The sequence below is a fragment of the Metabacillus herbersteinensis genome (genome assembly GCF_042433335.1).
Taxonomy (GTDB): domain Bacteria; phylum Bacillota; class Bacilli; order Bacillales; family Bacillaceae; genus Metabacillus; species Metabacillus herbersteinensis.
Genome location: NZ_JBHLVO010000016.1, coordinates 46,003 through 66,221 on the forward strand (window position 1 = coordinate 46,003; position 20,219 = coordinate 66,221).

The 20,219-nt window shown below is 37.6% G+C and carries 19 protein-coding genes and 3 pseudogenes; 19 read left to right on the forward strand and 3 right to left on the reverse strand.

What is annotated here, in order from left to right; all coding sequences use genetic code 11:
- Positions 1-42 precede the first annotated feature (42 nt).
- The 3 genes from ACFFIX_RS16910 (at position 43) to rlmH (ending at position 2,149) form a co-directional block, all read left to right on the forward strand.
- Positions 43-1,272, forward strand: coding sequence for a S1C family serine protease (locus tag ACFFIX_RS16910; RefSeq protein ID WP_378936048.1), 1,230 nt, complete (start codon positions 43-45; stop codon positions 1,270-1,272).
- A 91-nt stretch (positions 1,273-1,363) separates the two neighbouring features.
- Positions 1,364-1,519 (forward strand): CxxH/CxxC protein, encoded by a 156-nt coding sequence (locus tag ACFFIX_RS16915; RefSeq protein ID WP_378936050.1) that lies wholly within the window; start codon positions 1,364-1,366, stop codon positions 1,517-1,519.
- A 150-nt stretch (positions 1,520-1,669) separates the two neighbouring features.
- A complete protein-coding gene (gene rlmH / locus ACFFIX_RS16920; protein WP_378936052.1) occupies positions 1,670-2,149 on the forward strand; it encodes a 23S rRNA (pseudouridine(1915)-N(3))-methyltransferase RlmH in 480 nt (159 codons plus the stop codon).
- Between the two features lie 111 nt (positions 2,150-2,260).
- Here rlmH and ACFFIX_RS16925 read toward each other — a convergent pair whose 3' ends face one another.
- A complete protein-coding gene (locus ACFFIX_RS16925) occupies positions 2,261-3,745 on the reverse strand; it encodes a peptide MFS transporter (RefSeq protein WP_378936054.1) in 1,485 nt (494 codons plus the stop codon).
- Between the two features lie 327 nt (positions 3,746-4,072).
- On the opposite strand from ACFFIX_RS16925, the gene cydD reads away from it, so the two are divergent.
- A complete protein-coding gene (gene cydD, locus ACFFIX_RS16930) occupies positions 4,073-5,806 on the forward strand; it encodes a thiol reductant ABC exporter subunit CydD (RefSeq protein ID WP_378936156.1) in 1,734 nt (577 codons plus the stop codon).
- On the forward strand, positions 5,803-7,521 hold the full coding sequence (cydC, locus tag ACFFIX_RS16935; protein ID WP_378936056.1) for a thiol reductant ABC exporter subunit CydC: 1,719 nt from the start codon (positions 5,803-5,805) through the stop codon (positions 7,519-7,521). The genes cydD and cydC overlap by 4 nt, the downstream gene beginning before the upstream one ends.
- A gap of 36 nt (positions 7,522-7,557) precedes the next feature.
- Here cydC and ACFFIX_RS16940 read toward each other — a convergent pair whose 3' ends face one another.
- Positions 7,558-8,838, reverse strand: a complete 1,281-nt coding sequence (locus tag ACFFIX_RS16940; protein ID WP_378936058.1) for an MFS transporter — start codon at positions 8,836-8,838, stop codon at positions 7,558-7,560.
- A gap of 88 nt (positions 8,839-8,926) precedes the next feature.
- Positions 8,927-10,234, reverse strand: a pseudogene (locus ACFFIX_RS16945) (alkaline phosphatase family protein).
- A gap of 305 nt (positions 10,235-10,539) precedes the next feature.
- Here ACFFIX_RS16945 and ACFFIX_RS16950 point away from each other — a divergent pair.
- The 14 genes and pseudogenes from ACFFIX_RS16950 to essB all read left to right on the forward strand — a co-directional run bounded on the left by ACFFIX_RS16950 (position 10,540) and on the right by essB (position 20,196).
- On the forward strand, positions 10,540-10,662 hold the full coding sequence (locus ACFFIX_RS16950) for a hypothetical protein (protein WP_378936060.1): 123 nt from the start codon (positions 10,540-10,542) through the stop codon (positions 10,660-10,662).
- A gap of 72 nt (positions 10,663-10,734) precedes the next feature.
- Positions 10,735-10,932 (forward strand): annotated as a pseudogene (locus tag ACFFIX_RS16955) (terminase large subunit); the annotation flags it as partial.
- Positions 10,918-11,151: pseudogene (locus tag ACFFIX_RS16960) on the forward strand (substrate-binding domain-containing protein); the annotation flags it as partial. The pseudogenes ACFFIX_RS16955 and ACFFIX_RS16960, both read left to right, overlap by 15 nt.
- Before the next feature lie 431 nt (positions 11,152-11,582).
- Complete coding sequence (locus ACFFIX_RS16965) at positions 11,583-12,767, forward strand: Alp7A family actin-like protein (protein ID WP_378936062.1); 1,185 nt, start codon at positions 11,583-11,585, stop codon at positions 12,765-12,767.
- Positions 12,768-12,782: 15 nt separating this feature from the next.
- Positions 12,783-13,403: a hypothetical protein gene (locus ACFFIX_RS16970; protein ID WP_378936064.1), complete on the forward strand. Its 621-nt coding sequence runs from the start codon at positions 12,783-12,785 to the stop codon at positions 13,401-13,403.
- Between the two features lie 182 nt (positions 13,404-13,585).
- Positions 13,586-15,370 (forward strand): S9 family peptidase, encoded by a 1,785-nt coding sequence (locus ACFFIX_RS16975; protein WP_378936066.1) that lies wholly within the window; start codon positions 13,586-13,588, stop codon positions 15,368-15,370.
- Positions 15,371-15,508: 138 nt separating this feature from the next.
- Positions 15,509-15,976, forward strand: a complete 468-nt coding sequence (locus tag ACFFIX_RS16980; protein WP_378936068.1) for a DUF2243 domain-containing protein — start codon at positions 15,509-15,511, stop codon at positions 15,974-15,976.
- Positions 15,977-15,990: 14 nt separating this feature from the next.
- Positions 15,991-16,443, forward strand: coding sequence for a hypothetical protein (locus tag ACFFIX_RS16985; protein WP_378936070.1), 453 nt, complete (start codon positions 15,991-15,993; stop codon positions 16,441-16,443).
- 157 nt (positions 16,444-16,600) lie between these two features.
- Positions 16,601-17,026 (forward strand): DUF6792 domain-containing protein, encoded by a 426-nt coding sequence (locus ACFFIX_RS28010; protein ID WP_512700172.1) that lies wholly within the window; start codon positions 16,601-16,603, stop codon positions 17,024-17,026.
- Between the two features lie 34 nt (positions 17,027-17,060).
- Positions 17,061-17,324 carry a hypothetical protein gene (locus tag ACFFIX_RS17000; protein WP_378936074.1) on the forward strand — a complete coding sequence of 88 codons (264 nt, stop codon included), beginning with the start codon at positions 17,061-17,063 and terminating at the stop codon, positions 17,322-17,324.
- Between the two features lie 133 nt (positions 17,325-17,457).
- Positions 17,458-17,784, forward strand: coding sequence for a hypothetical protein (locus ACFFIX_RS17005; protein WP_378936076.1), 327 nt, complete (start codon positions 17,458-17,460; stop codon positions 17,782-17,784).
- Between the two features lie 248 nt (positions 17,785-18,032).
- Positions 18,033-18,326: a WXG100 family type VII secretion target gene (locus ACFFIX_RS17010; protein ID WP_378936078.1), complete on the forward strand. Its 294-nt coding sequence runs from the start codon at positions 18,033-18,035 to the stop codon at positions 18,324-18,326.
- 260 nt (positions 18,327-18,586) lie between these two features.
- Positions 18,587-18,826, forward strand: a complete 240-nt coding sequence (gene yukD / locus ACFFIX_RS17015; protein WP_378936080.1) for an ESX secretion system protein YukD — start codon at positions 18,587-18,589, stop codon at positions 18,824-18,826.
- Positions 18,827-18,840: 14 nt separating this feature from the next.
- Positions 18,841-20,196: a type VII secretion protein EssB gene (gene essB, locus ACFFIX_RS17020; RefSeq protein ID WP_378936082.1), complete on the forward strand. Its 1,356-nt coding sequence runs from the start codon at positions 18,841-18,843 to the stop codon at positions 20,194-20,196.
- Positions 20,197-20,219 lie beyond the last annotated feature (23 nt).

Genomic DNA, 20,219 nt, shown 5'->3' on the forward strand with positions numbered 1-20,219 from the left:
ATAAAGCAGTCGTTAGGTTGTTTTGAAAGGGATGGTGAAAATATGGGATATTATGATCAAGATTATGATGAAAAGTATAATCGAAAAAAGCAAAAAGGAAATCGTGGTGGCTGGTTTTTAGCGGGTTTAGTTGGTGCAGTACTTGGGGTATTATTGATGCTTTTTGCAGTGCCTGCGCTCTCAAACCTTAATATTTTGCCATATAACATGGAGCTTGGTGAAAGTGATGAAAACCAAGGAGATCCAGAAAATCAACAAGCAGGCCCAACAAAGAGTGTGTCAGTGGACGTGAGCACAGCAGTTACCCAAGCTGTAGATAATGTTTCTGATGCTGTCGTGGGTGTTATTAACATTCAACAAGCAGGCTTTTGGAACGAAAAGGGTGAAGCAGGAACTGGCTCAGGTGTCATTTACAAGAAATCGGGCGAAAATGCCTTTGTTGTCACTAACCATCATGTAATTGCTGGTGCCACACAAATTGAAATTAGTTTAAGTGACGGTAAAAGAGTTCCAGCTGAAATTCTAGGAACTGACCAATTAACAGATTTAGCTGTTTTAAGGGTAAATAGCCAAGATATTAAGCAAGTGGCTGAATTTGGTGATTCTGATCAAATAAAACCAGGTGAGCCTGTTATTGCAATTGGAAATCCATTAGGTTTGCAATTTTCTGGTTCCGTTACACAAGGAATTATCTCAGGGACGGAACGAGCAATACCGATTGATTCAAATCAGGATGGACAGATTGATTGGAATTCAGAGGTTATGCAAACGGATGCTGCAATAAACCCAGGTAACAGTGGCGGAGCACTTGTGAATATTGATGGAAAAGTAATCGGTATTAACTCAATGAAAATTGCCCAATCAGCTGTTGAAGGAATAGGACTCGCCATTCCCACAAACTTAGCAAGACCAATCATTGAGGACTTAGAAAAATATAGTGAAGTACGTCGACCTTATATAGGAATTGGGATGCAATCATTAAGCGAAGTTTCTAGCTATCATTGGGAACAAACACTAAAGCTACCAAAAGAAGTCACATCAGGTGTAGTCGTGATGAGTGTTGATCAATTATCACCGGCTGGTCAAGCGGGATTAAAAGAATTTGATGTAATCACACAATTTGGTGGCAAGAATGTAGTCGATATCATTGACTTACGAAAAGTGCTCTACACGCAAGAAATAGGAGATACCGTTGATTTTACCTTTTATAGCAATGGCGAAAAACAACAAGGTTCCATGAAACTGGCTGAGCAAGATTTGATAGGGAGCTAAATGCTCTCTTTTTTTGTGATTAACAGTGGATAACTTAAAAATCTGGCGAAACTATAAAAATCATCCACATGTGGACAAGGAGGTTCAAAGAATGTTTTGTTGTGAAGAACATATTGAATTAGCAATTGATATGTATGTTGATGAGAAAGAGCTAGCTCCAGAAATTGAAAAAATTCAAAAAAAGGCAGAGTTATCCACAAGTTGTGAATTATGTGAAAAGCCTGCTGTATATATAGTGGGGAACTAATATTCGCACACTGAATGTGGATAACTATTGCCCATTTGTGGATAAGTTATTATTAGAGAGAATGCGTGAAAAATGCTTAATTATTCAAATTATTTAATCTTTTTTATTCGCAAGAAATTATAGATACAAGTATGTAAAGGGGGGACATCTGTGAATATATCAATCGTGTCAATTGGCAAATTAAAAGAGAAATATCTGAAGCATGGGATCGATGAGTATTTAAAACGATTAACAGTCCATGCTAAGGTAGAAATTATTGAATTAGCAGATGAAAAGGCACCAGAAAATTTAAGTGGCACTGAAATGGAACAAGTGAAGAATAAAGAAGGTGAACGTATTCTTGCAAAGCTTTCAGAAGACACACATGTTATAGCTCTTGCTATTGAAGGGAACATGAAATCATCAGAGCAGCTTGCAAAAGATTTAGACAAGCTCGCGACCTATGGCAAAAGTAAAGTTGCCTTTGTAATTGGTGGATCGTTAGGGTTAAGCGAAGTAGTAATGAAGAGAGCAAATGATACTTTGTCTTTTTCAAAAATGACATTTCCACATCAGTTGATGAGACTAATATTAGTTGAACAGATTTATCGGGCGTTTCGTATTAATGGGGGAGGACCTTACCATAAGTAATAGTCATGAAATACCTGTTCTAGCACAACATACAAAAAAGAAACACCGAGTATAAAATATTCGGTGTTTCTTTTGTTTTTACAAAGTAATGATTTTTTCAAACGTAAACGATTAACGAACACCCTTCATAAACCTTTGAATTCTAGGTGCAATTAAGAATAGTAAAATACTAAGAAGGATTGATATTCCACCAATCACACCAAAGTATTCCATCTCGTTTTCGGCTGTGTAGAAGCGAACGATCTGAGCATTAATAGCCTGAGCGGCAGCGTTTGATAAAAACCACAAACTCATTGTTTGCGCCGAGAAGGCTGCAGGTGCTAATTTAGTTGTTGCTGATAGACCTACAGGTGACAAGCATAGTTCACCGAGCACGACTATGAAATAACTTAGAACAAGCCATAATGGGTTTACGAGTGAATCTCCGCCAAAGTAGGATGGCAGAAGAATTACAAGGAATGATAACCCGGCAAACAGCAAACCAAGTGAGAACTTTTGTGGGATTGTTGGTTGTCGATCCCCTAACTTAACCCAAGCCCAAGCGAATACAGGTGCTAAAAAGATGATGAATAATGGATTTAGCGATTGGAACCACGCTGGTGAGATCTCAATACCAGCAAAGCTTAATTGTGTACGTTTATCTGCATAGTTCGCAAGGATGGTAGAACCTTGCTCTTGAATTGCCCAGAACATAACAGACGCAATAAATAATGGTATATAAGCTAAAATTCTGGAACGTTCTACTTCCGTAGTTTTAGGACTGCGGTACATTCGAGTGAAGTACACTATAGGGATCGTAATCCCTAAAATACCAACAAGGGCAATGAAACTTGCGAATGTTAAAATACCTAATGAAATCATTACAACACTTATGATTGCAATTAGAACTGCACTCAAACCAAAAATAATCGAGTATTTCTTCTTTTCAGCAGGCGATAATGGGTTAGCTACATATGTACCAGCCAAGCCGAGATTTTTCTTCTTGGTTAAAACAAAAACCAGTAAGCCAAAAAACATACCGACAGCAGCAATTGCAAAACCTAAATGGAAATCATGTTTTAACCCGACTTCTCCAACGATAAGTGGAGCTATAAACCCTCCAAGGTTAATCCCCATATAGAAAATACTAAAACCAGCATCACGGCGATTGTCTCCCTCACTGTAAATATCACCTACAATAGTTGAAACATTGGGCTTTAAGAGACCTGTCCCAAGAACGATAAGAACCATTGAAATAAAGAACATGGTGAGGCTTCCAGGTACTGCTAAAACAATATGACCAAACATGATCAAAATACCACCGTAAAACACGGCTTTTGAGGTTCCGAACAGCCTGTCAGCCATCCAGCCACCGATGATTCCGGACATGTACACTAAGGAACCATAAACAGACATGATCGCTAGTGCAGTTGGTTCATCAAGTCCCAACCCGCCTTTTGAAACTTCATAGTACATATAAAAGACTAGAATAGCCCTCATTCCATAGTAGGAAAAGCGCTCCCAAAACTCTGTGAAGAAAAGAGTGAATAACCCCTTAGGATGACCGAAAAAGCCAGTTTGAGGGACACTTGATACAATCTTCTGCTTATTTAACATAATTATACCTCCCATATACTTATACTATGATACTTTTAATAGAACAAAAATGTCAAAAAAAATAAATGGAGTCGTTGGTAGAAGATACTTTTTAAATAAAAATAGTATAAAATAATCTTTTTTAAAATAGCATCAACATGCTACTCTTCATTGTAATAAAGACAATGTAAATGTCATAAAACGTTCAATCTCAATTAAAGCATGTTTTGTTACTATCACGTATAATGAAGATGTAACATTGTGAAACATTTCACTAACTTAAACTTATATAATTCCGAAGTTCTCGGTTTAAATACGTCATTTCATGTTGGGAGATTGATCGTGATTATGAATGAACTAAAAAATATAGCAAAGACGCATAAAAGTACCAGGATGTTTTTAATTTTTTCGTCCGTACTGATGGGAGCAACGGTCATTGGTCAGGCTTACTTCTTTGTGACAATCGTGGATCGCGTCTTTTTGCGTGGGCATTCCATCCAAGAGATCGTGCCATTTCTAGCTGGCTTGTTGATCGTGCTTATTGCAAGAAGTGCTTTAACTTATGGAAGTGGCCGAGCGGGTGTTCTAATGGCCTCAAAGGTAAAGCGTGATTTTAGGAAAAAGCTTTTAAATAAAATCTCAAGTAATCCGATGCAGTCTGCTTTGCAGGGACAGTCAGGTCAAAAGGTAAGTGTCATGATGGATGCGGTGGATGGTATTGATAGCTACTTTAGTCGATTTATTCCCCAGGTAATTCAAACATCGATCGTGCCGCTAATGATTTTAGTGGTTGTTTTTACACAGCATATTTATTCAGGGCTTATCATGGTGATTACAGCTCCGTTTATTCCATTATTCATGGCGATTATAGGAATGAAGACTCAAAAAAAGTCAGAAGAACAAGTGGAGAAGTTGTCTGCTTTCTCTGGTCAATTCCTAGACACTCTACAAGGGCTAACAACTCTTAAATTGTTCGGTCGATCCTCTCATCAGAAGGAATTGATTCAAAAAAACAGCCTCAATTTTAGGGATGCTACAATGGAAATATTGAAAATTGCCTTTATGTCGTCCTTAATGCTAGAGTTCATTTCAATGCTCAGTATGGGTTTAATTGCTCTCGAAGCGAGCATTCGTTTAGTCGTATTTGAAAGCATTACGTTCTTTACAGCTTTCTTTATTCTCGTTCTTGCACCGGAATTTTACTTATCACTAAAAGATCTAGGCAGTGCATTTCACACGGGAAGAGGGAGTATGGGTGCAGCGAATAAAGTCACAGAGGAATTAGCGGAAAAAGATAAAGCAATTCAGTGGGGAGCGAAAAGCCTAAATGGTAAAGGATCACCGCCAACTATTGAACTGAATGGAACTAGCTTTCATTATTCGCAAGAAGGTTTTTCATTACGGAATATTAAAGCAGTCATTGAACCTTACGAACAGGTTGCAATTGTCGGGAAAAGTGGCTCAGGAAAAACGACGCTCTTACACTTAATTGCGGGACTTCTGAGTCCAACCGAAGGGAAGATCTTCATTAATGGAACCTCATTGTTTGATCACAAAGAAAGTGATTGGTTTGATCAATTAAGCTATATTTCTCAAAATCCTTATCTTTTCTCTGGAACGCTTGCGGAAAATATTGCGATTGGTGGAACAACTGATCCACTTTCAACAGAAGTGGAAGTTGCGGCAAAGAAGGCAGGGATTGATGAACTAATTAACTCTCTTGAGAACGGTTATGATACTCCAGTTGGTGAAGCGGGAAGAGGTCTTTCAGGTGGAGAGAAGCAGCGTATTGCGATTGCGAGAGCCTTCTTAAAGCAGCCTTCGATCATATTATTTGATGAGCCGACAACAGGGCTTGATCTTCACACAGAAAGAGTATTGCAGTCATCCATTAAAGAGTTGTCGCAAACTTCAACTGTTATTACAGTTGCACATCGTCTTCATACAATAAAAAATGCAGACAAAATACTGTTTCTAGCAGATGGGGAGCTGGTAGCATCAGGCACACATCATGACTTGCTTGCAACCGTGCCAGATTATCGTGAAATGATTTATGTGCAACAAAGAGGGGTGACATTATGAGAGTCTTAGGTCCAGTTCTTAAGCTGATGATGAATGAAAAAAAAGATGTGTTTTATTCAATTCTTTTTGGATTTCTTGCGGGTATATCAGCAGTCGGTCTTTTTGCGTCAAGCGGGTATATTATTTCGAAAGCTGCGCTTGCCACACCTTTATATGCGCTGACTGTGTTGATTGCATTGTTAAAGCTAATAGGATTTGCTAGAGCGTTGAGCCGCTATGCAGAACGATATTTTTCACACCGTGCGACATTTACAATACTAAGCAATTTACGTGTCTCATTTTATGAGAAACTTGAACCACTAGCACCACGAATTTATACCAAATATCGAAGTGGCGACCTTCTTGCAAGAATTGTTGGTGATGTAGAAAGTTTACAGAATTTCTTTTTACGTGTGTATTATCCGCCGATTGTGCTTGTTATTGTGTTTTTAAGTACGATTGTCTTCACGTCTTTTTATTCAATTTATGTTGCGCTCATTCTACTAACGGGTCTCATATTAACGGGATTTGTTGTTCCTGCTTTTTTTGCAGTGAGACAAAAGAAGATTGATAGCACGGTGAGAGAGGGAAGGGGCGCTTTATCCATAGAGGTGACCGAACTTCTATATGGCTTCCGTGATCTGAAAATCTACCAGAAGTTAGAAGAGAAGGAGCGTTTGTTGACCGCTTCATCAAATGCTTACATTCAAGAGCAAGAACGAGAAGGAATTCAGGCAATTTTTAATCAATCACTTAACACAATGGTTTCACTTATTATTTCTTGGTTTGTGCTCACATTAGGCTCGTATTTAGTGGTGCAAAACCAATTCGATGGTCTTTTTCTAGCAATGCTTGTAATGATTTCACTGACTGTTTTTGAAAATGCAACCCCAATGGCGGTTTTACCATATCATTTAGAGGATAGTCGACAAGCTGCCTCGCGCCTCTACGCTGTCGTAGAAGATAAGAAAAAGAATGATGATTTAGAGCCTACTTTTCGACTTCTTCCTCAGCAGGCGCTGTCCTTTGACGTGGAGGATGTGACCTTCGCATTTCCAGAAGAAAAGAGACTAGCACTCGACAAACTTAACTTGCGTATCCCTTCTGGTACAAAAACGGCGATCGTAGGTCCAAGTGGTTCAGGAAAATCTACTTTGCTACAGTTATTGCTTAAAGTTCATGAAGGTTATCAGGGTAAAATCAGCATAGATGGACATTCAATTGATGGAATAACTCAGGAAGATCTTTGGAATAAAACCAATGTCGTATTACAAGAAAATCATTTCTTCTATGGTACGATTCGAGAAAATCTTTTGCTTTCAAAAGATGAACTGAGTGACGCTGAAATGAATGATATGCTTGAAAAAGTAAAGCTCTCTCACTTTTCTTTATCCGATCTCGTTTTAGAAAAAGGTGAAAACCTATCAGGTGGGGAAAAACAACGCTTAGCAATAGCGAGAGCGATGCTAAAAGATGAAAGAGTCTGGTTACTAGATGAACCAACATCTTCGATTGATGCATTAACGGAGAAGGAAATTTATGACCAGCTATTTCAGCAAGCTAAGGACGACACACTCATTCTTGTCAGTCATCGTTTAACGGGTCTCGAAAAAGTGGATCAAATACTAGTAATGGAAAACGGAACAATTATTGAATCTGGTACTTTCAATGAACTGATGGATATGAAGGGCTACTTCTATGAATTAAAGCAAATTGAAAAGAGTATAATGGTGTAACTTAAAAAAGCTTGGCGGTCAGCCAAGCCTTTTTCCTTATACCGTTTTCAGTCCTTCAGAATCAGGTAATTCTCCTTTTGGTTCTGGAACGAATGCGAGGATGACAATACCAATAATAAACAGGACAATTAAACTAAACACACCACTGCTTGAATTGCCAGTTAGTTGAGCTGTGACAGCTACTAATAGAGGACCCATAATCGAGGCGAACTTCCCAAATATGTTGTAAAATCCAAAAAATTCGTTCGCCTTTTTTTTTGGAACAAGCTTGGCAAAATAGGCACGACTTAAGGCTTGTATTCCACCTTGTGAGGTGGCGACGAGCATGGCTAGTATCCAGAAATTCATCGTTGTTTCCAAGAAATAGGCATAAATACAAACAATGATATAAACGATAATTCCAACATAAAGCATCTTTTTCCCGGTGAATTTCTCTGCAAGTCTACCGTATAGAATAGCAAACGGTCCTGCAACAACTTGCGTTACAAACAAAATGATTAACAGATTAGTAGAACTGATTCCTAAGTCAGTTCCATAGGCAGTCGACATTGTGATAATTGTTCCTACGCCATCGATATAGAAAAAATAGGCTAGTAGAAATAAAAATAATGCACGATATTTCCGAATTTCTTTTAGTGTGTTGCCAAGACGTTTGAAACTATTAGAAATAGGCTTGGGCTCACGTTCAATATAATGACGCTGCTGAACATTTCTAAACATAGGAATGGTGAAAAGTCCCCACCAAACCGCTGTTATAAGAAAGGCAGTTTTACTTGCAATTGCAGTCGTAATTGGAATGATCTCACTTTGAGCCAAAATAATAATGGCTATGCTAATAATAAATGGGATCGTACTACCTATATAACCAAATCCGTAGCCACGAGCGGAAATTCGATTCATCCGTTCCTCTGTAGTAACATCAACGAGAAACGCATCGTAGAACACATTTGCTCCTGCAGATCCTACTGCGGCTACTGTATAAACTACCAATAAGAGCAACCAATTATCACTAGGTATAAATGCTAATAAAGCAGTAAATGTCACACCTAATCCAAAGAAGAATGTGAAAAAGCGCTTTTTAAACCCTTGATAATCTGCTATCGTACCTAAAATAGGACCAAGCATTGCTAGAATAAACGTTGCAATCGCAATGGTGTAGCCTAAATAGGCAGTCGAATTGGATGCGCTGACTCCAGCATCCGTTGCAGCTGCTTTATAAAATAGTGGAAAAACAGCTGTTGAAATAATGATAGAATAAGCAGAATTTGCCCAATCATAGAAAATCCAGCTATTTTCTTCCTTTGTAAGACGTTTCATGAATGTGGCCTCCCTAGTAAATGCTCTCTTTCATTGTACAAGAAAAATAGTTTATAAAAATTGAGGGTTCCAAAATTTAACATTAGCTTTACATTTTTAACAATTCATCGATTACCTTCCCATCTGTACCTCCAAGATCAAGACCTAATAACCGAGCGAACGTCGGGCCTTCATCCACGAGATTCATAGAAGGGATGACAACTTTTTCACTAATTCCTTTACCCGCCGCCATGAGTATGGTTGTATAGTTTTCTTTTTCATGTGAATACCCATGGGACGCTAGTGTGTAGCGCTTTTCCTTAACATCTTCAGCTGTTATCGAATCAATAAACTCTCCTTCTAAGTTCTCCTTCAACTAGTATCCTAGACGAGCCTCAATCATAAAGGCAGCATTCTCATCTGCACCCATGGCTCCAATTTCTTCAGAAGAGAGAATTCTTTCAATGCCATTCTGTTTATCGCGGGATAGTTCCAGAAGCAACTCTTGGACGACTTTTTTCGTTGCACTGTCAGCTTTATCTTTCAAGTAAATATAAGCTGATCCATCACAGCTTTTGCAGTATGCTTTCCAATCAACTACCTTGCCGCGATCGTTTACATGAATTAGTCCACGTTCCTTTAGTAAAACATTTAGCTTAACTGCTTTTGATTCATCAAGCGCACTGTGCTCACCTAGTACAACAACTGTGGTCTGATCAAAAATGTTACGTTCCTTCAATGCAAGCATAATTCGCCCGAGTCGCTTGTCATGTCGCCGGAGGGCGTCAAGTGCTTGTTCAGATGAAAAGCCATGGTAATGACGCTGTGTGTCAAGATCTGTGAAATGAACAAGTAACAGGTTAGGTTGCTTTGTGTTAATCGTTGAAACAGTTGACTCTAACACGAAGTCGTCGAGCTCAGGCTGATTAAGTCCTTTTCGAATATGACCAAACCGACGATTCATGTCTAGTTGGTAAAGTGGACTGCCATTCCAAAGGGAAACGGCAACTAGATGATGCCAGGGGCGATTAGCAAAAATCTCAGGCATATTATAGTCTATTGCAGCTTTCGCTGTTACAGGCCATAAAAGTGCAGCCGTTGTCATTCCCTTTTTTTTCGCCTCATCATATAAAGTAGTTCCCATCACATGAAGACGGTGCCAAAACCAATCTGGAGAAGGCCTACCTGGCTGAAGAAACGTGTTGTTAATCACACCATGATTCTTAGGATATTTCCCCGTTACAATCGTGGCGTGACAAGGGTATGTAACAGAAGGATAAATTGTCTTTACATTCTTGCAATATGAGCCACGTTGCAAAAGCTCATGAAAATTTGGAAGCTCTTGAAGCATAGGGAAATCTAACGAAGAGAGACAATCAAAGGAAATTACAAGTAAATAGTTTGTTAAACGGTTCATCGCGACCTCCAGTCTTGAGATTGTATTCGTAAAGTAAAGTAAATTGATATTGATCTTTAAGGAACAAAAGCTGAACTTTACGTAACAACTGTTGCAGAAAGTTATAGAGAAAGAGAACAATATTCTTTGTTGATTTCTCTATATGATTCACTTGGTATTTACGAATTGAGAGACAAGTACATTGAGATTGCTCTTCAAAAAGATTCCTCTGATAGCAATATTGTTTATTTAAGAGGCATTCAAGGAAGCCCGAATTAATTCCAGAGGACGTAAAAAAAAGAGAGTATGAAAGATATACTAAAAATATGAATTTCACTCAAAGGGCACTCTACCATTTTAAATTAGGTAAAGGTATTGATGCTGCCAAGGATTATGTGTCTGGTGTTAATGAAAGCCTAGAAGAAAATAGATATTTCTCAGAAGAATGAATGTAAAAACCCATCGCAAAAATCGTATAACACGATGATCAATCGGTTTACAACGGCCAATGAAAAGTTACATTATTAAGATGGTATATCAATAATGTATAGCTTAAAAAGCACGAAAACGGTAGCTGGCTTCCACAGAAACAGAACCGTTATAGAAAAATAGATGGGTTTGCGGTCTTTTTGAATTCTCATACAGAGGTAATGAAAATTTTAACCAAACCTAAGGATGAGGGTAATATAGAATTTATATCTATCAACGACTTAAAAAGAACTAATCTATCGGTAGGTGAGCATATTCACGTGATAGGATTCGATAATATCGAAATTTCGCAGTATATTCAGCCTCGACTTGCAACAATCAATTATTCCAAGCATAAGTGGGGTGCACTTGCTTCGGAACTTTTGCTAAAACTGATACGAAAACAAGAAGTTGAGCACGAACGAATTAATGTAAGTCTTGTAGATGGGGAATCAGTTCGTGATATATAAAAGGAACACCTCTTTTTCCAATGTGTAAAGAAATAAAGGACTAAGTTTTTTACTTTTGTCCCCAGAGCCTCTACTTATTTGCGTAGGGGTATTTTTTTTGTATTTCTATTTGCTTGTTATGAATTAATAGACTTTCCCAACACAATAGAAGAACTTCACACTACATTTTCCCTATGTTTTCAAAATGTGTGCAAGTAAACAAGTTGTATACATTAAGTTTACAAAAGTGTATACAAGTGTACAATCGTGTGTGCATCCCTTAATATCAACATGTGTACACTTTTGTATAATTGTACACAAATATGCAGACATGTTTACGCTTTTGAACACAACTATGGTCTCATTGACGTATCTATCAAACTTCTATAATCTTTCCTTAAGTGGTAATATTATATATTGAATATATTAAATTAATGTGAGGGGTTGTTTTGATGAATAATTCTAGAATTGCTGCTATTGATGTAGGAAACGATTCGATTAAGGCTTTATTTGGAAAGTTAGATCATGAGTTATACATACCTAATGTTGTTGCACGAGATATAGAAGATAGACCTGTTATTGGCATAGAAGAATTGAATGAAAAAGATCCACTAGATGGTATTCATATTAGAGTCCACTCCCCTGCTCTAAAAGAGAACAATGTTATTTATCGTGTTGGTAGTTTAGCGACAAAAAGTGATAATGCAGCTGAAATTGATTTGGGAAGTAGCAAGTCCGAGGAAGATCAAACTTTAGTCATGCTTTTTGCATCATTAGCATTAGATGCAGTAAGGGAGGAAAACTCTAGCATCTTTAAACGAGTTAATAATGTTGTTGATGCGAATTATACTTTGGGTACTGGCTTACCTCTGCGTGAAGTTAAAGAAGGAAAAGACGTAGGCTACCGTCTACAGTTATTAGGTTCGGTCCATCAAGTAGAATTTTTAGTAACTCCGAAATATCAAGGATTAAAGGTCAATATTAAATTTGATCAAGTGAAGGTATATCCAGAAGGATTTGCAGCTTATATTAATTTAGTTATGGATAATAACCTAAATATTATTAACAAGGATTTAATAGATAAAAGAATACTTATCCAGGACATTGGGGGATTATCAACAGATATCGCTGTCATCAAAAACCGCAATGTAGATGATGACAAAGCGCAAGGGTTTAATATCGGTGTCTCTGAATCTTTAGAAGCAATTAGAGAAGAGATTAGATCCAAACACGGTGTGGAATTAGATAGTCGTAGAGATGTAGTTGAAATCATAACGAAAAAGAATGATAGAAACCATATAATGGTAAAAGGTAGTCGTAAAAGCGTTCATGAAATTACCGATAGAATTCTTCTGGAATTAGCAAAAAAACAATATCGTCATTTACGAAATGTATGGCAGAAAAACTCTCAAACGGAAATCTGCTATTTTGTAGGCGGTGGCGCAATGGTATTGAAAGATTATCTCAAAACACTAAACAACAACCTAGATGGCTATAATATCGAATTTTTTGAGGATGAGAAAGAAAGTATTTGGATGATGGCGAATGCGTATTACAAGTTAATTTCTGATTTTGTTAGAACTACGGAAAAAGCAAAACAAAGCAAAGAGACAGTTAAAGAAACTGTAAAAAAATAACAGTAGGGTGGTTCCATGATTAAAAAGGGAATGACTGGAATACAGAGAGGGCAGGCAATTACCTTTCGCCTACCCTCTGACACACCTGATCACATATTAAGGCAATTGCAGAAGTTAAAGGATACAGAAAGACGAAACTTTTCGAGCAAAATTGCAGAGTTTGTTGTAGAAGGGGTTAGTAATTCCTTGTCAAAAGAAAGAGAAATAGTAACAGTTCCGCTTCCAAAACAATTAAGTAAAGAACAGCGTAATTGGCTTAAACATGCGCATTCAGAAGCTTTGCTTGGAAGTATTGTTTATCAACTGTTAGCTGATCCAATACGTGCAACATCTGTTTTAGCATCATTGAATAGTAACGCGTTGGATATCAATGAGGCACTCTATCTACAGGAGTTTGAACAAGTCAATTATCTTGAAGATCACTACACGGAGAATGAAACCACCATCAAAAATGATGGAGAGGAAACCCAAGAAAATTCAACAGAGCAAGCTGAATTAGAAGACGATCTAATGAATTTTGATTGGAATAAAGCGAAAGAAGAGCAAGCTTCTTCTATTGAGGATAATCAAGAGGATGAACAAGAAGATGATAGAGAAAATCTTCTTGGAGATTTCCTCGCTCAAATGAATAAGTAAATAATTTTCAGACTAGGACACTTTCAGACTATGAGAGTGTTTTTTTTTACTTATTTCTTGGGGAATACTTTTTAATTTAGATATTCTTATGAAATACCAAACAATGGATAGGATTTTTTAACAAGGTCTCGAATAGTGTTAATAAGACTACCAAAAAAACTTATTACTGGAGGATTAAGTATATGATAGCGTTTTCTAAGCCGGATGTAGAATACTTTTTTCAAACGTTCGGGATCGAAACCTTCACTGTGAGTCCAGATGAGTCACAACTTGTTTTCAGTACAAATTTAAATGGGAAATATAATTTGTGGGCAATGGATCTGCCGACATTATTTCCCTATCCATTAACTTTTCATAATCAGAGCTGTAGTGAACTTGCATATGATAAAAATGGGAACTTTATAATTGCAATTATGGACAAAGATGGAGACGAAAATGGGCAAATTTACGCGCTACCTCCTCATGGTGGGGATTTAAAACCAATTCGTTTAAAAGAAGATAGTCGTCATATGGTACCGATGATTTCAAATGATGGCAAACAAATATATTACACTTCAAACAAAGAAGATGCTACCTTTTTAAAGTCGTATCAGTATGATCTAGAAACAGGAGAAGAAAAAGTCGTGGTACACGGAAAGGAAGCAGCCACATACTTAGTAGGGAAAAGTCCAGATGAAAAAAGTTTTATCTATGGGAAACATTTTGCAAATACATATGCTCTAGCTTATGTGAAAGTTGGAGATCAAGATATCCTACTTACACCAAGCACCCTTCCAGAGCATACTGTTTCTAGCACCGCTTATGTTTCTGAAACGGAAATCTATCTCCTTACAAACTATAAAGAAGACTATTCATACTTAGCGAAGTTCGACATGGAAAAAAGTGAATTTGTGAAAGTGCTCAATTTAGAAAATGAAGATTTCGTTAATCTAGAATACGATAAAGGCTCAAGTTCCCTTTATATAACGAGTGAAAATGGTGTGAAGGATAATCTTTATAAATACAATCTATCAGATAGTACAATTAAGAAAATTGAATTGCCTACAACTATTGTTGGAAAATTATCAGTTTCAGAATCAGGGAACGTTTATTTGCTAGGACGTTCAGCTACTAGACCGCTAAATCTCTATAAAATGTCAAATGGAGAATGGCAACCTTTGACGAAATATCTTGTTCCTGGGGTAAAAGAATCGGAATTAGTGGAACCTGAAGTGCTTACATATCCTTCTTTTGATGGTTTGAACATTGAAGCACTTTACTTTAAAGCAGAACCAGAAACAAGTAATAGCCATGTCATATTATGGCCACACGGTGGTCCTCAATCAGCAGAACGCACGTATTTCCGCTCTCTGTTTCAGTTTTTAGTTCACAGAGGCTACAGCATTTTCGCACCAAACTTCCGAGGTTCAACGGGTTATGGATTAGCGTTTACGAAAATGGTTGAAGGAGACTGGGGTCATGGTCCAAGGCTAGATAATATAGAAGGATTAGAGTGGCTAATCGATAAAGGGTATGCCGATCGAGAAAAGATTTTATTAATGGGTGGCAGCTATGGTGGTTACATGGCACTCCTTCTTCACGGCAGACATCCTGAGTACTTTAAAGCGGTCGTTGATATCTTTGGCCCATCTAACTTATTCAGCTTCATTGAATCCGTACCTGAACACTGGAAGCCTGTCATGAAGCAATGGGTTGGTGACCCAGTTGAAGATAAAGAGAAGTTAGAGGAAGACTCGCCGATTAACTACCTCGATACCATGACAAAGCCAATGCTAGTCATTCAAGGAGCTACAGATCCACGTGTTGTAAAAGTAGAGTCAGATCAAATTGTTGCTGCACTAAAGGAAAAAGCAAGAGACGTCGAATACCTTGTGCTAGAGGATGAAGGACATGGCTTTTCTAAAAAGGAAAATGAGATTAAGGTATATCGGAAAGTGTTGGAGTTTTTTGACCGGTTTATTAATTAACCATTTAGAGGACAGGGAGGATATGACTCCCTGTCCTTTTTAAATTCTATTAAAATATGAACTAAGTTTTATCGTTAAGTTGCATCACTCTTGGCTATACTATCTTAATGTTCAGAATTCATTTCAAAGGAGCCGAAAATGAGCACAAAAACAAAAAGGAATTTTATAAATATTGGCAGCTTCATATTAGGGTTTGGTTTTTTAGGTTCGTTAGACGGTATAATATTTCACCAATTACTCCAGTGGCACAGTGTCATTATGGATACAAGTCGACCAGAACAAATCATCAGCGACGGAGTCTTCCACTTAGCTGTCACAATCACACTAGTAGTTGGAGGAGTCTTTTTATGGCTTGCAGGGAATCCAACCGATCTTTCAAAAGGAATTAGACTACTCGTTGGGGGTTTTTTAATGGGTGGGGGCATTTTTAATTTAGTCGAAGGAATAATCAATCACCATATTTTGAAAATACACCGTGTTAAACCTGATGACCCAAATGCCCTTGCATTTGATTTGGCTTTTCTTGGAATGGGTGCTCTTTTACTTGTTATAGGTCTACTTGTAAGAAAAAGTGGGCAAAAACAGGAAATAAAAATAAGTGCTTAAAGGGAGTGGGGATTTTGTATAGGTTTGTAAGCTTTGTCCTCCTATCATCGATCATATCAATTCTACTATACTTCCATAATGAGAATGGCCACCAAATGACATCTGGTCATCATGAAAATCACCAACTAGAAGCTATTGAGTTGCCAAAAGGTCATAAGGTTCCTTCTATAAAAGGAAGTGTAAAACAAAATGCTTCAGGTTCTTGGCTGCTTCACCTAGAAACAGAGAACTTTACCTTTACTCCAGAAAAGGCCGATAGTAATGAACTCCAATACAATCAAGGACATGCCCACTTATATGTAAATGGAGAGAAAATAAAACGCCTGTACCGGCATTCTTATCAATTGGGAAATCTAAAAGAGGGGCCAAATCAAATAAAGGTTACACTTAACACGACTACTCATGGTGTTCTTACATTTCATAATAAGGAGATAGCTTATTATGAAACGGTTGAAGTCATAAAATAACCTAATACTAGGTCTAATGATTCGGGGGCATCAAAATTTATTAGTATAAAACAATCATTTCGTATAGGAAAATAGTTTTGAAAAATTACATTCCCTGGGTGGTAGTTTAATTAGAATGTTAACCTTAACACGTGGCGATTATGACTAGGTTTATGCAATTAATGATGCCCCACCCAGTGCATATCAATTGTTTACAACCGACTTAACTTTTAAGAACTATGTTCTTAGAAAATTCAATTCAAATGGGAGAAATATAGACCAAATCTATACCATCCCCAGAAGTCTAACTGAGCTTAGTAAGATTGGTATGCTCATGGGATTGCAGCCATTTGCAATTATTCAGGACTTAGGCTACATCGATGAAACCCTTCAAGAGATACATGCTGAGATCAAGCAATTTATCGGACGTTTTGGGAAGATAAGCGAAATTATTAATCATGCTAAAGCTGAATTTGGTGGAGCGGTTCATGCCCATTTGCTGAATCCGGTAATAAACACTCTTGGAGAAGAAGGAAGAAGATATCATCCCCAAACCGGTGATTTACTTCTCTATACAAAGGATAATAAAATAAATAGAAGTTAACCTTTCTTCTGCGGTATGAACCTATCAGCTTGGCATGGATATCTATCACCAAAAAGAAAGTGTGATCAATCAATTTAAGATGGCCTATGAGGAAAACTACCTTGAGGATTTTGAGCAGAGAAAACGCAGGGTTATAAACCATATCAATGACATGGAAGGAAATCCGCGCTCCTATCAATACCTATTAGGCACAAGCGGAAATCGTGTGTTAAATAGTATCTATGTTCATGACCAAATTCCTACTTTAAATGCGTCGTTTAACAACCGTTTTGAGGTGGTATTCAATCATTTCAAGTAGAAAGGGCGGAGGGAACCGCTTTACTTTCAAGTATTCGATCCTCAATAGAAGCCCTCTTTGAAGAAGAACAAAAAGTATCGGAAATTTTCAACCTAAGATAATTTTTTGAAAGCTCAGTAAAAGGATGATGGAAATGGGCCTAATCTATAAATTACATGAATTTGAAGCAGAGAAAGACCTTAGGTACAAGGCTGATCTTTTCAAAAACCTATTAGAACAAATGGGTGCATTAGGTGTTGAAATGACGAAGCTAGTGAATCAAGAGCTTGAGTTGAGTTCAGGTGAGCTGATTGCTAGCTCGAACGAAGCCCTACTTAAACATCAAGTCAAAAACGATGCAATTATAGCTGAACAATTGGTTGCAATGGATACAATTGCCTATCAATATGCTCATTATATAAACGATTTGAATAAGCAATATATAACTCTTCGTTATGAAGATCAAGAGATAACAAGTTAACTAGAAAAGTCAATAAGAGAAATCAACTAACTATTATTTTCTAACAATTCAATATATTGGGGCGTATTATCCTAATGCGGTAAAGTGCTGTGATAGATATTACCCCTATTATATTTTCAAAAATTTCCTTAGGTCAGGAAATATAGATACAATTTACCAATTTAGTCATATTAGAGAAGTAACAATTGACCTTATAGGTTATTGTTTTTACAATTAAAGTAAATCTAAAAGAAAAAGGAGAGATTTGAATGTCAGGTATTATTCGCGTTACCCCAGCTGAACTTGTCGATATGTCCACTCGTTACAATGCAGAAAGCGGTCAAGTAGGGGAGCAAATTACTCGTCTTGATTCAATGATTAGCCAGCTTCAAGGGATGTGGGAAGGTGAATCAAGTCGCGCTTTCGCTGAGCAATATGAAGGGTTAAAGCCTTCAATCATCCAAATGCAACAACTATTAGAAGAAGTTTCTAGACAGCTTAACAGCACAGCTCGTGCAATTGAAGATGCTGACCAACAAATCGCTAGCCAAATCCGTGGTTAATCTTGAGGATTTACTAATCAAATGTATGTAAAGAGAGGCGCTAATTCTAATTAGAAGTTGGCGCTTCTTATTTTTGATATCATGAAGTTTAAAGGTTAAGAATAAGTGTGCGTTTCGGAATCAAGCTCCAGCGCCTAGCCCCGACGCACAGGATGTGCTAGTGCAGTTAATGCGACAGGACGTCGCGTTTTGGCTGCCTCGAGGTCATAAGCCTGAGGCTGAACAAGGCGCTTGCGCTTTTTTTAATGAGGTGAAAAGGCATGTACATAGAAGTGACAGTTGATTTAAAGAACTACACAGGCGAGACATTTGATATTCGGCTATCGAACTACCACTCTGTCAAAAAAGTGGTGGATATTGTTTGGCAAGCGAAAAGCATTTCGGATCCACCTCGAGAAGGGTACTGGGTGCGAATTCCTAACAAGAAAATCGTCATTTCAGGAAACCGAAAATTGTTGGATTGTGGAATTACAACCGGAGATCGTTTTGAAATACTTTAAAGGAGTCTTGCATCATGTCTGAGAAAAAACAATCTTACTTGGAACAGCAGCTTGAAGCCGTTATTACAAAAGAAGACGGCTACACATTTACCTTTCAAAAGGAGAAAATAAAACTAGACCACGCTGTTGAAATGGACTTGGTTAAGCAAATTGATTCCTCCATTCAAAGGGACATCATCTTAAATGAAGATGAACTCAAGATTGTTGTCCAAATTCCAGCTAGCTATCTATCTTTCGTACATATTAAGAAAAAAGACCAGCGTAGTAAATATCTATTAGCCTATCAGCTCGTCAAAAAGGTAAAGGAATTCTCTTATACTCGACTCAATCTTTTAGTTTGCCCGGAGAACATTGTCTTTGATCAAAGTTTCACACCATTTATTCTACATTATGGTGTTAAGGAAAGTATTCCACCTTATGAAAAAGACAAGGACAGATTATGGGCAGAAGTGAAGGCGACTGTAGCAGCTGCAATAGATCACAAGTATACCTTTTTGCAGTATTTGAATTTGCATGAAACATTAGAGCTAACGGCACTTTCAAAAGAAGTCTTACATGCAAAATCCGAAGAGGAGCTTCTCTTTTTCCTCGAGGAAAAGTTAACTCAGTTAGAAGAGAATGAAAAAACTCTGGTACACATTCCTCAAAACAAATGGAAACTAACTAGATACGTTGCCCTTGGTTTTTTAATTTGTTTACTGCCTGCATTGATTTATACCGTATACTCCATGTTCTTTTTACAACCAAAACAGGAAGCATTTGTTGCAAGTAATGAGCACTTTCTTGCAAGTGATTATAGTGAAGTTGTGAACACGCTAGCAAACTATGATGTGGAAGAAATGCCAAACGTAGTCAAATTCCAATTAGCATCTGCTTTTATTGTAAATGAATCACTAACGGAAGATCAGAAAGAGAATGTTCAAAATACAATAACGCTACAGTCAGATTCTCAATACTTTGATTACTGGATTTTTATAGGAAGAGGAATTGCTGAGTCGGCATTAGACGTTGCGCGTTCTTTGGAGGACCGAGACCTGATCGTGTTCGGATTGTTAAACTACCGAGAAGCAATTAAAGCTAATGAAGAGCTGTCTAGTGAAGAAAGACAACAGCGATTAAAAGAAGTTGAAGCTGAAATTCAAGAGTACCAGGAAGAACAAGCGTCACAACAAGAAGAGGAAGAACAAAAGGCAGAAGATGAGCAACAGGCAAGTGAGAAAGTAGAAGAACAAGCTGACACATCAGAAGCACAAACCCAACAATCAGATGAAAAGGTAAGTGAGCAAAGTCCAACTGAGCAAGATACGACAATTCAAAATGATCAAAAGGACGCAGCAGCTGATTCAGCAAATGAAAACTCTACAAATTAAACCCTTGCTTCAGGAGGTGATAG

Bases quoted from the DNA above. Each gene is read 5' to 3' on its own strand.
- ACFFIX_RS16910 (WP_378936048.1), top strand. From the start codon at position 43: ATGGGATATTATGATCAAGATTATGATGAAAAGTATAATCGAAAAAAG.
- ACFFIX_RS16915 (WP_378936050.1), top strand. From the start codon at position 1,364: ATGTTTTGTTGTGAAGAACATATTGAATTAGCAATTGATATGTATGTT.
- ACFFIX_RS16925 (WP_378936054.1), bottom strand. From the start codon at position 3,745: ATGTTAAATAAGCAGAAGATTGTATCAAGTGTCCCTCAAACTGGCTTT.
- cydD (WP_378936156.1), top strand. From the start codon at position 4,073: ATGAATGAACTAAAAAATATAGCAAAGACGCATAAAAGTACCAGGATG.
- cydC (WP_378936056.1), top strand. From the start codon at position 5,803: ATGAGAGTCTTAGGTCCAGTTCTTAAGCTGATGATGAATGAAAAAAAA.
- ACFFIX_RS16940 (WP_378936058.1), bottom strand. From the start codon at position 8,838: ATGAAACGTCTTACAAAGGAAGAAAATAGCTGGATTTTCTATGATTGG.
- ACFFIX_RS16950 (WP_378936060.1), top strand. From the start codon at position 10,540: ATGAATTTCACTCAAAGGGCACTCTACCATTTTAAATTAGGTAAAGGT.
- ACFFIX_RS16965 (WP_378936062.1), top strand. From the start codon at position 11,583: ATGAATAATTCTAGAATTGCTGCTATTGATGTAGGAAACGATTCGATT.
- ACFFIX_RS16970 (WP_378936064.1), top strand. From the start codon at position 12,783: ATGATTAAAAAGGGAATGACTGGAATACAGAGAGGGCAGGCAATTACC.
- ACFFIX_RS16975 (WP_378936066.1), top strand. From the start codon at position 13,586: ATGATAGCGTTTTCTAAGCCGGATGTAGAATACTTTTTTCAAACGTTC.
- ACFFIX_RS16980 (WP_378936068.1), top strand. From the start codon at position 15,509: ATGAGCACAAAAACAAAAAGGAATTTTATAAATATTGGCAGCTTCATA.
- ACFFIX_RS17000 (WP_378936074.1), top strand. From the start codon at position 17,061: ATGGATATCTATCACCAAAAAGAAAGTGTGATCAATCAATTTAAGATG.
- ACFFIX_RS17005 (WP_378936076.1), top strand. From the start codon at position 17,458: ATGGGCCTAATCTATAAATTACATGAATTTGAAGCAGAGAAAGACCTT.
- ACFFIX_RS17010 (WP_378936078.1), top strand. From the start codon at position 18,033: ATGTCAGGTATTATTCGCGTTACCCCAGCTGAACTTGTCGATATGTCC.
- yukD (WP_378936080.1), top strand. From the start codon at position 18,587: ATGTACATAGAAGTGACAGTTGATTTAAAGAACTACACAGGCGAGACA.
- essB (WP_378936082.1), top strand. From the start codon at position 18,841: ATGTCTGAGAAAAAACAATCTTACTTGGAACAGCAGCTTGAAGCCGTT.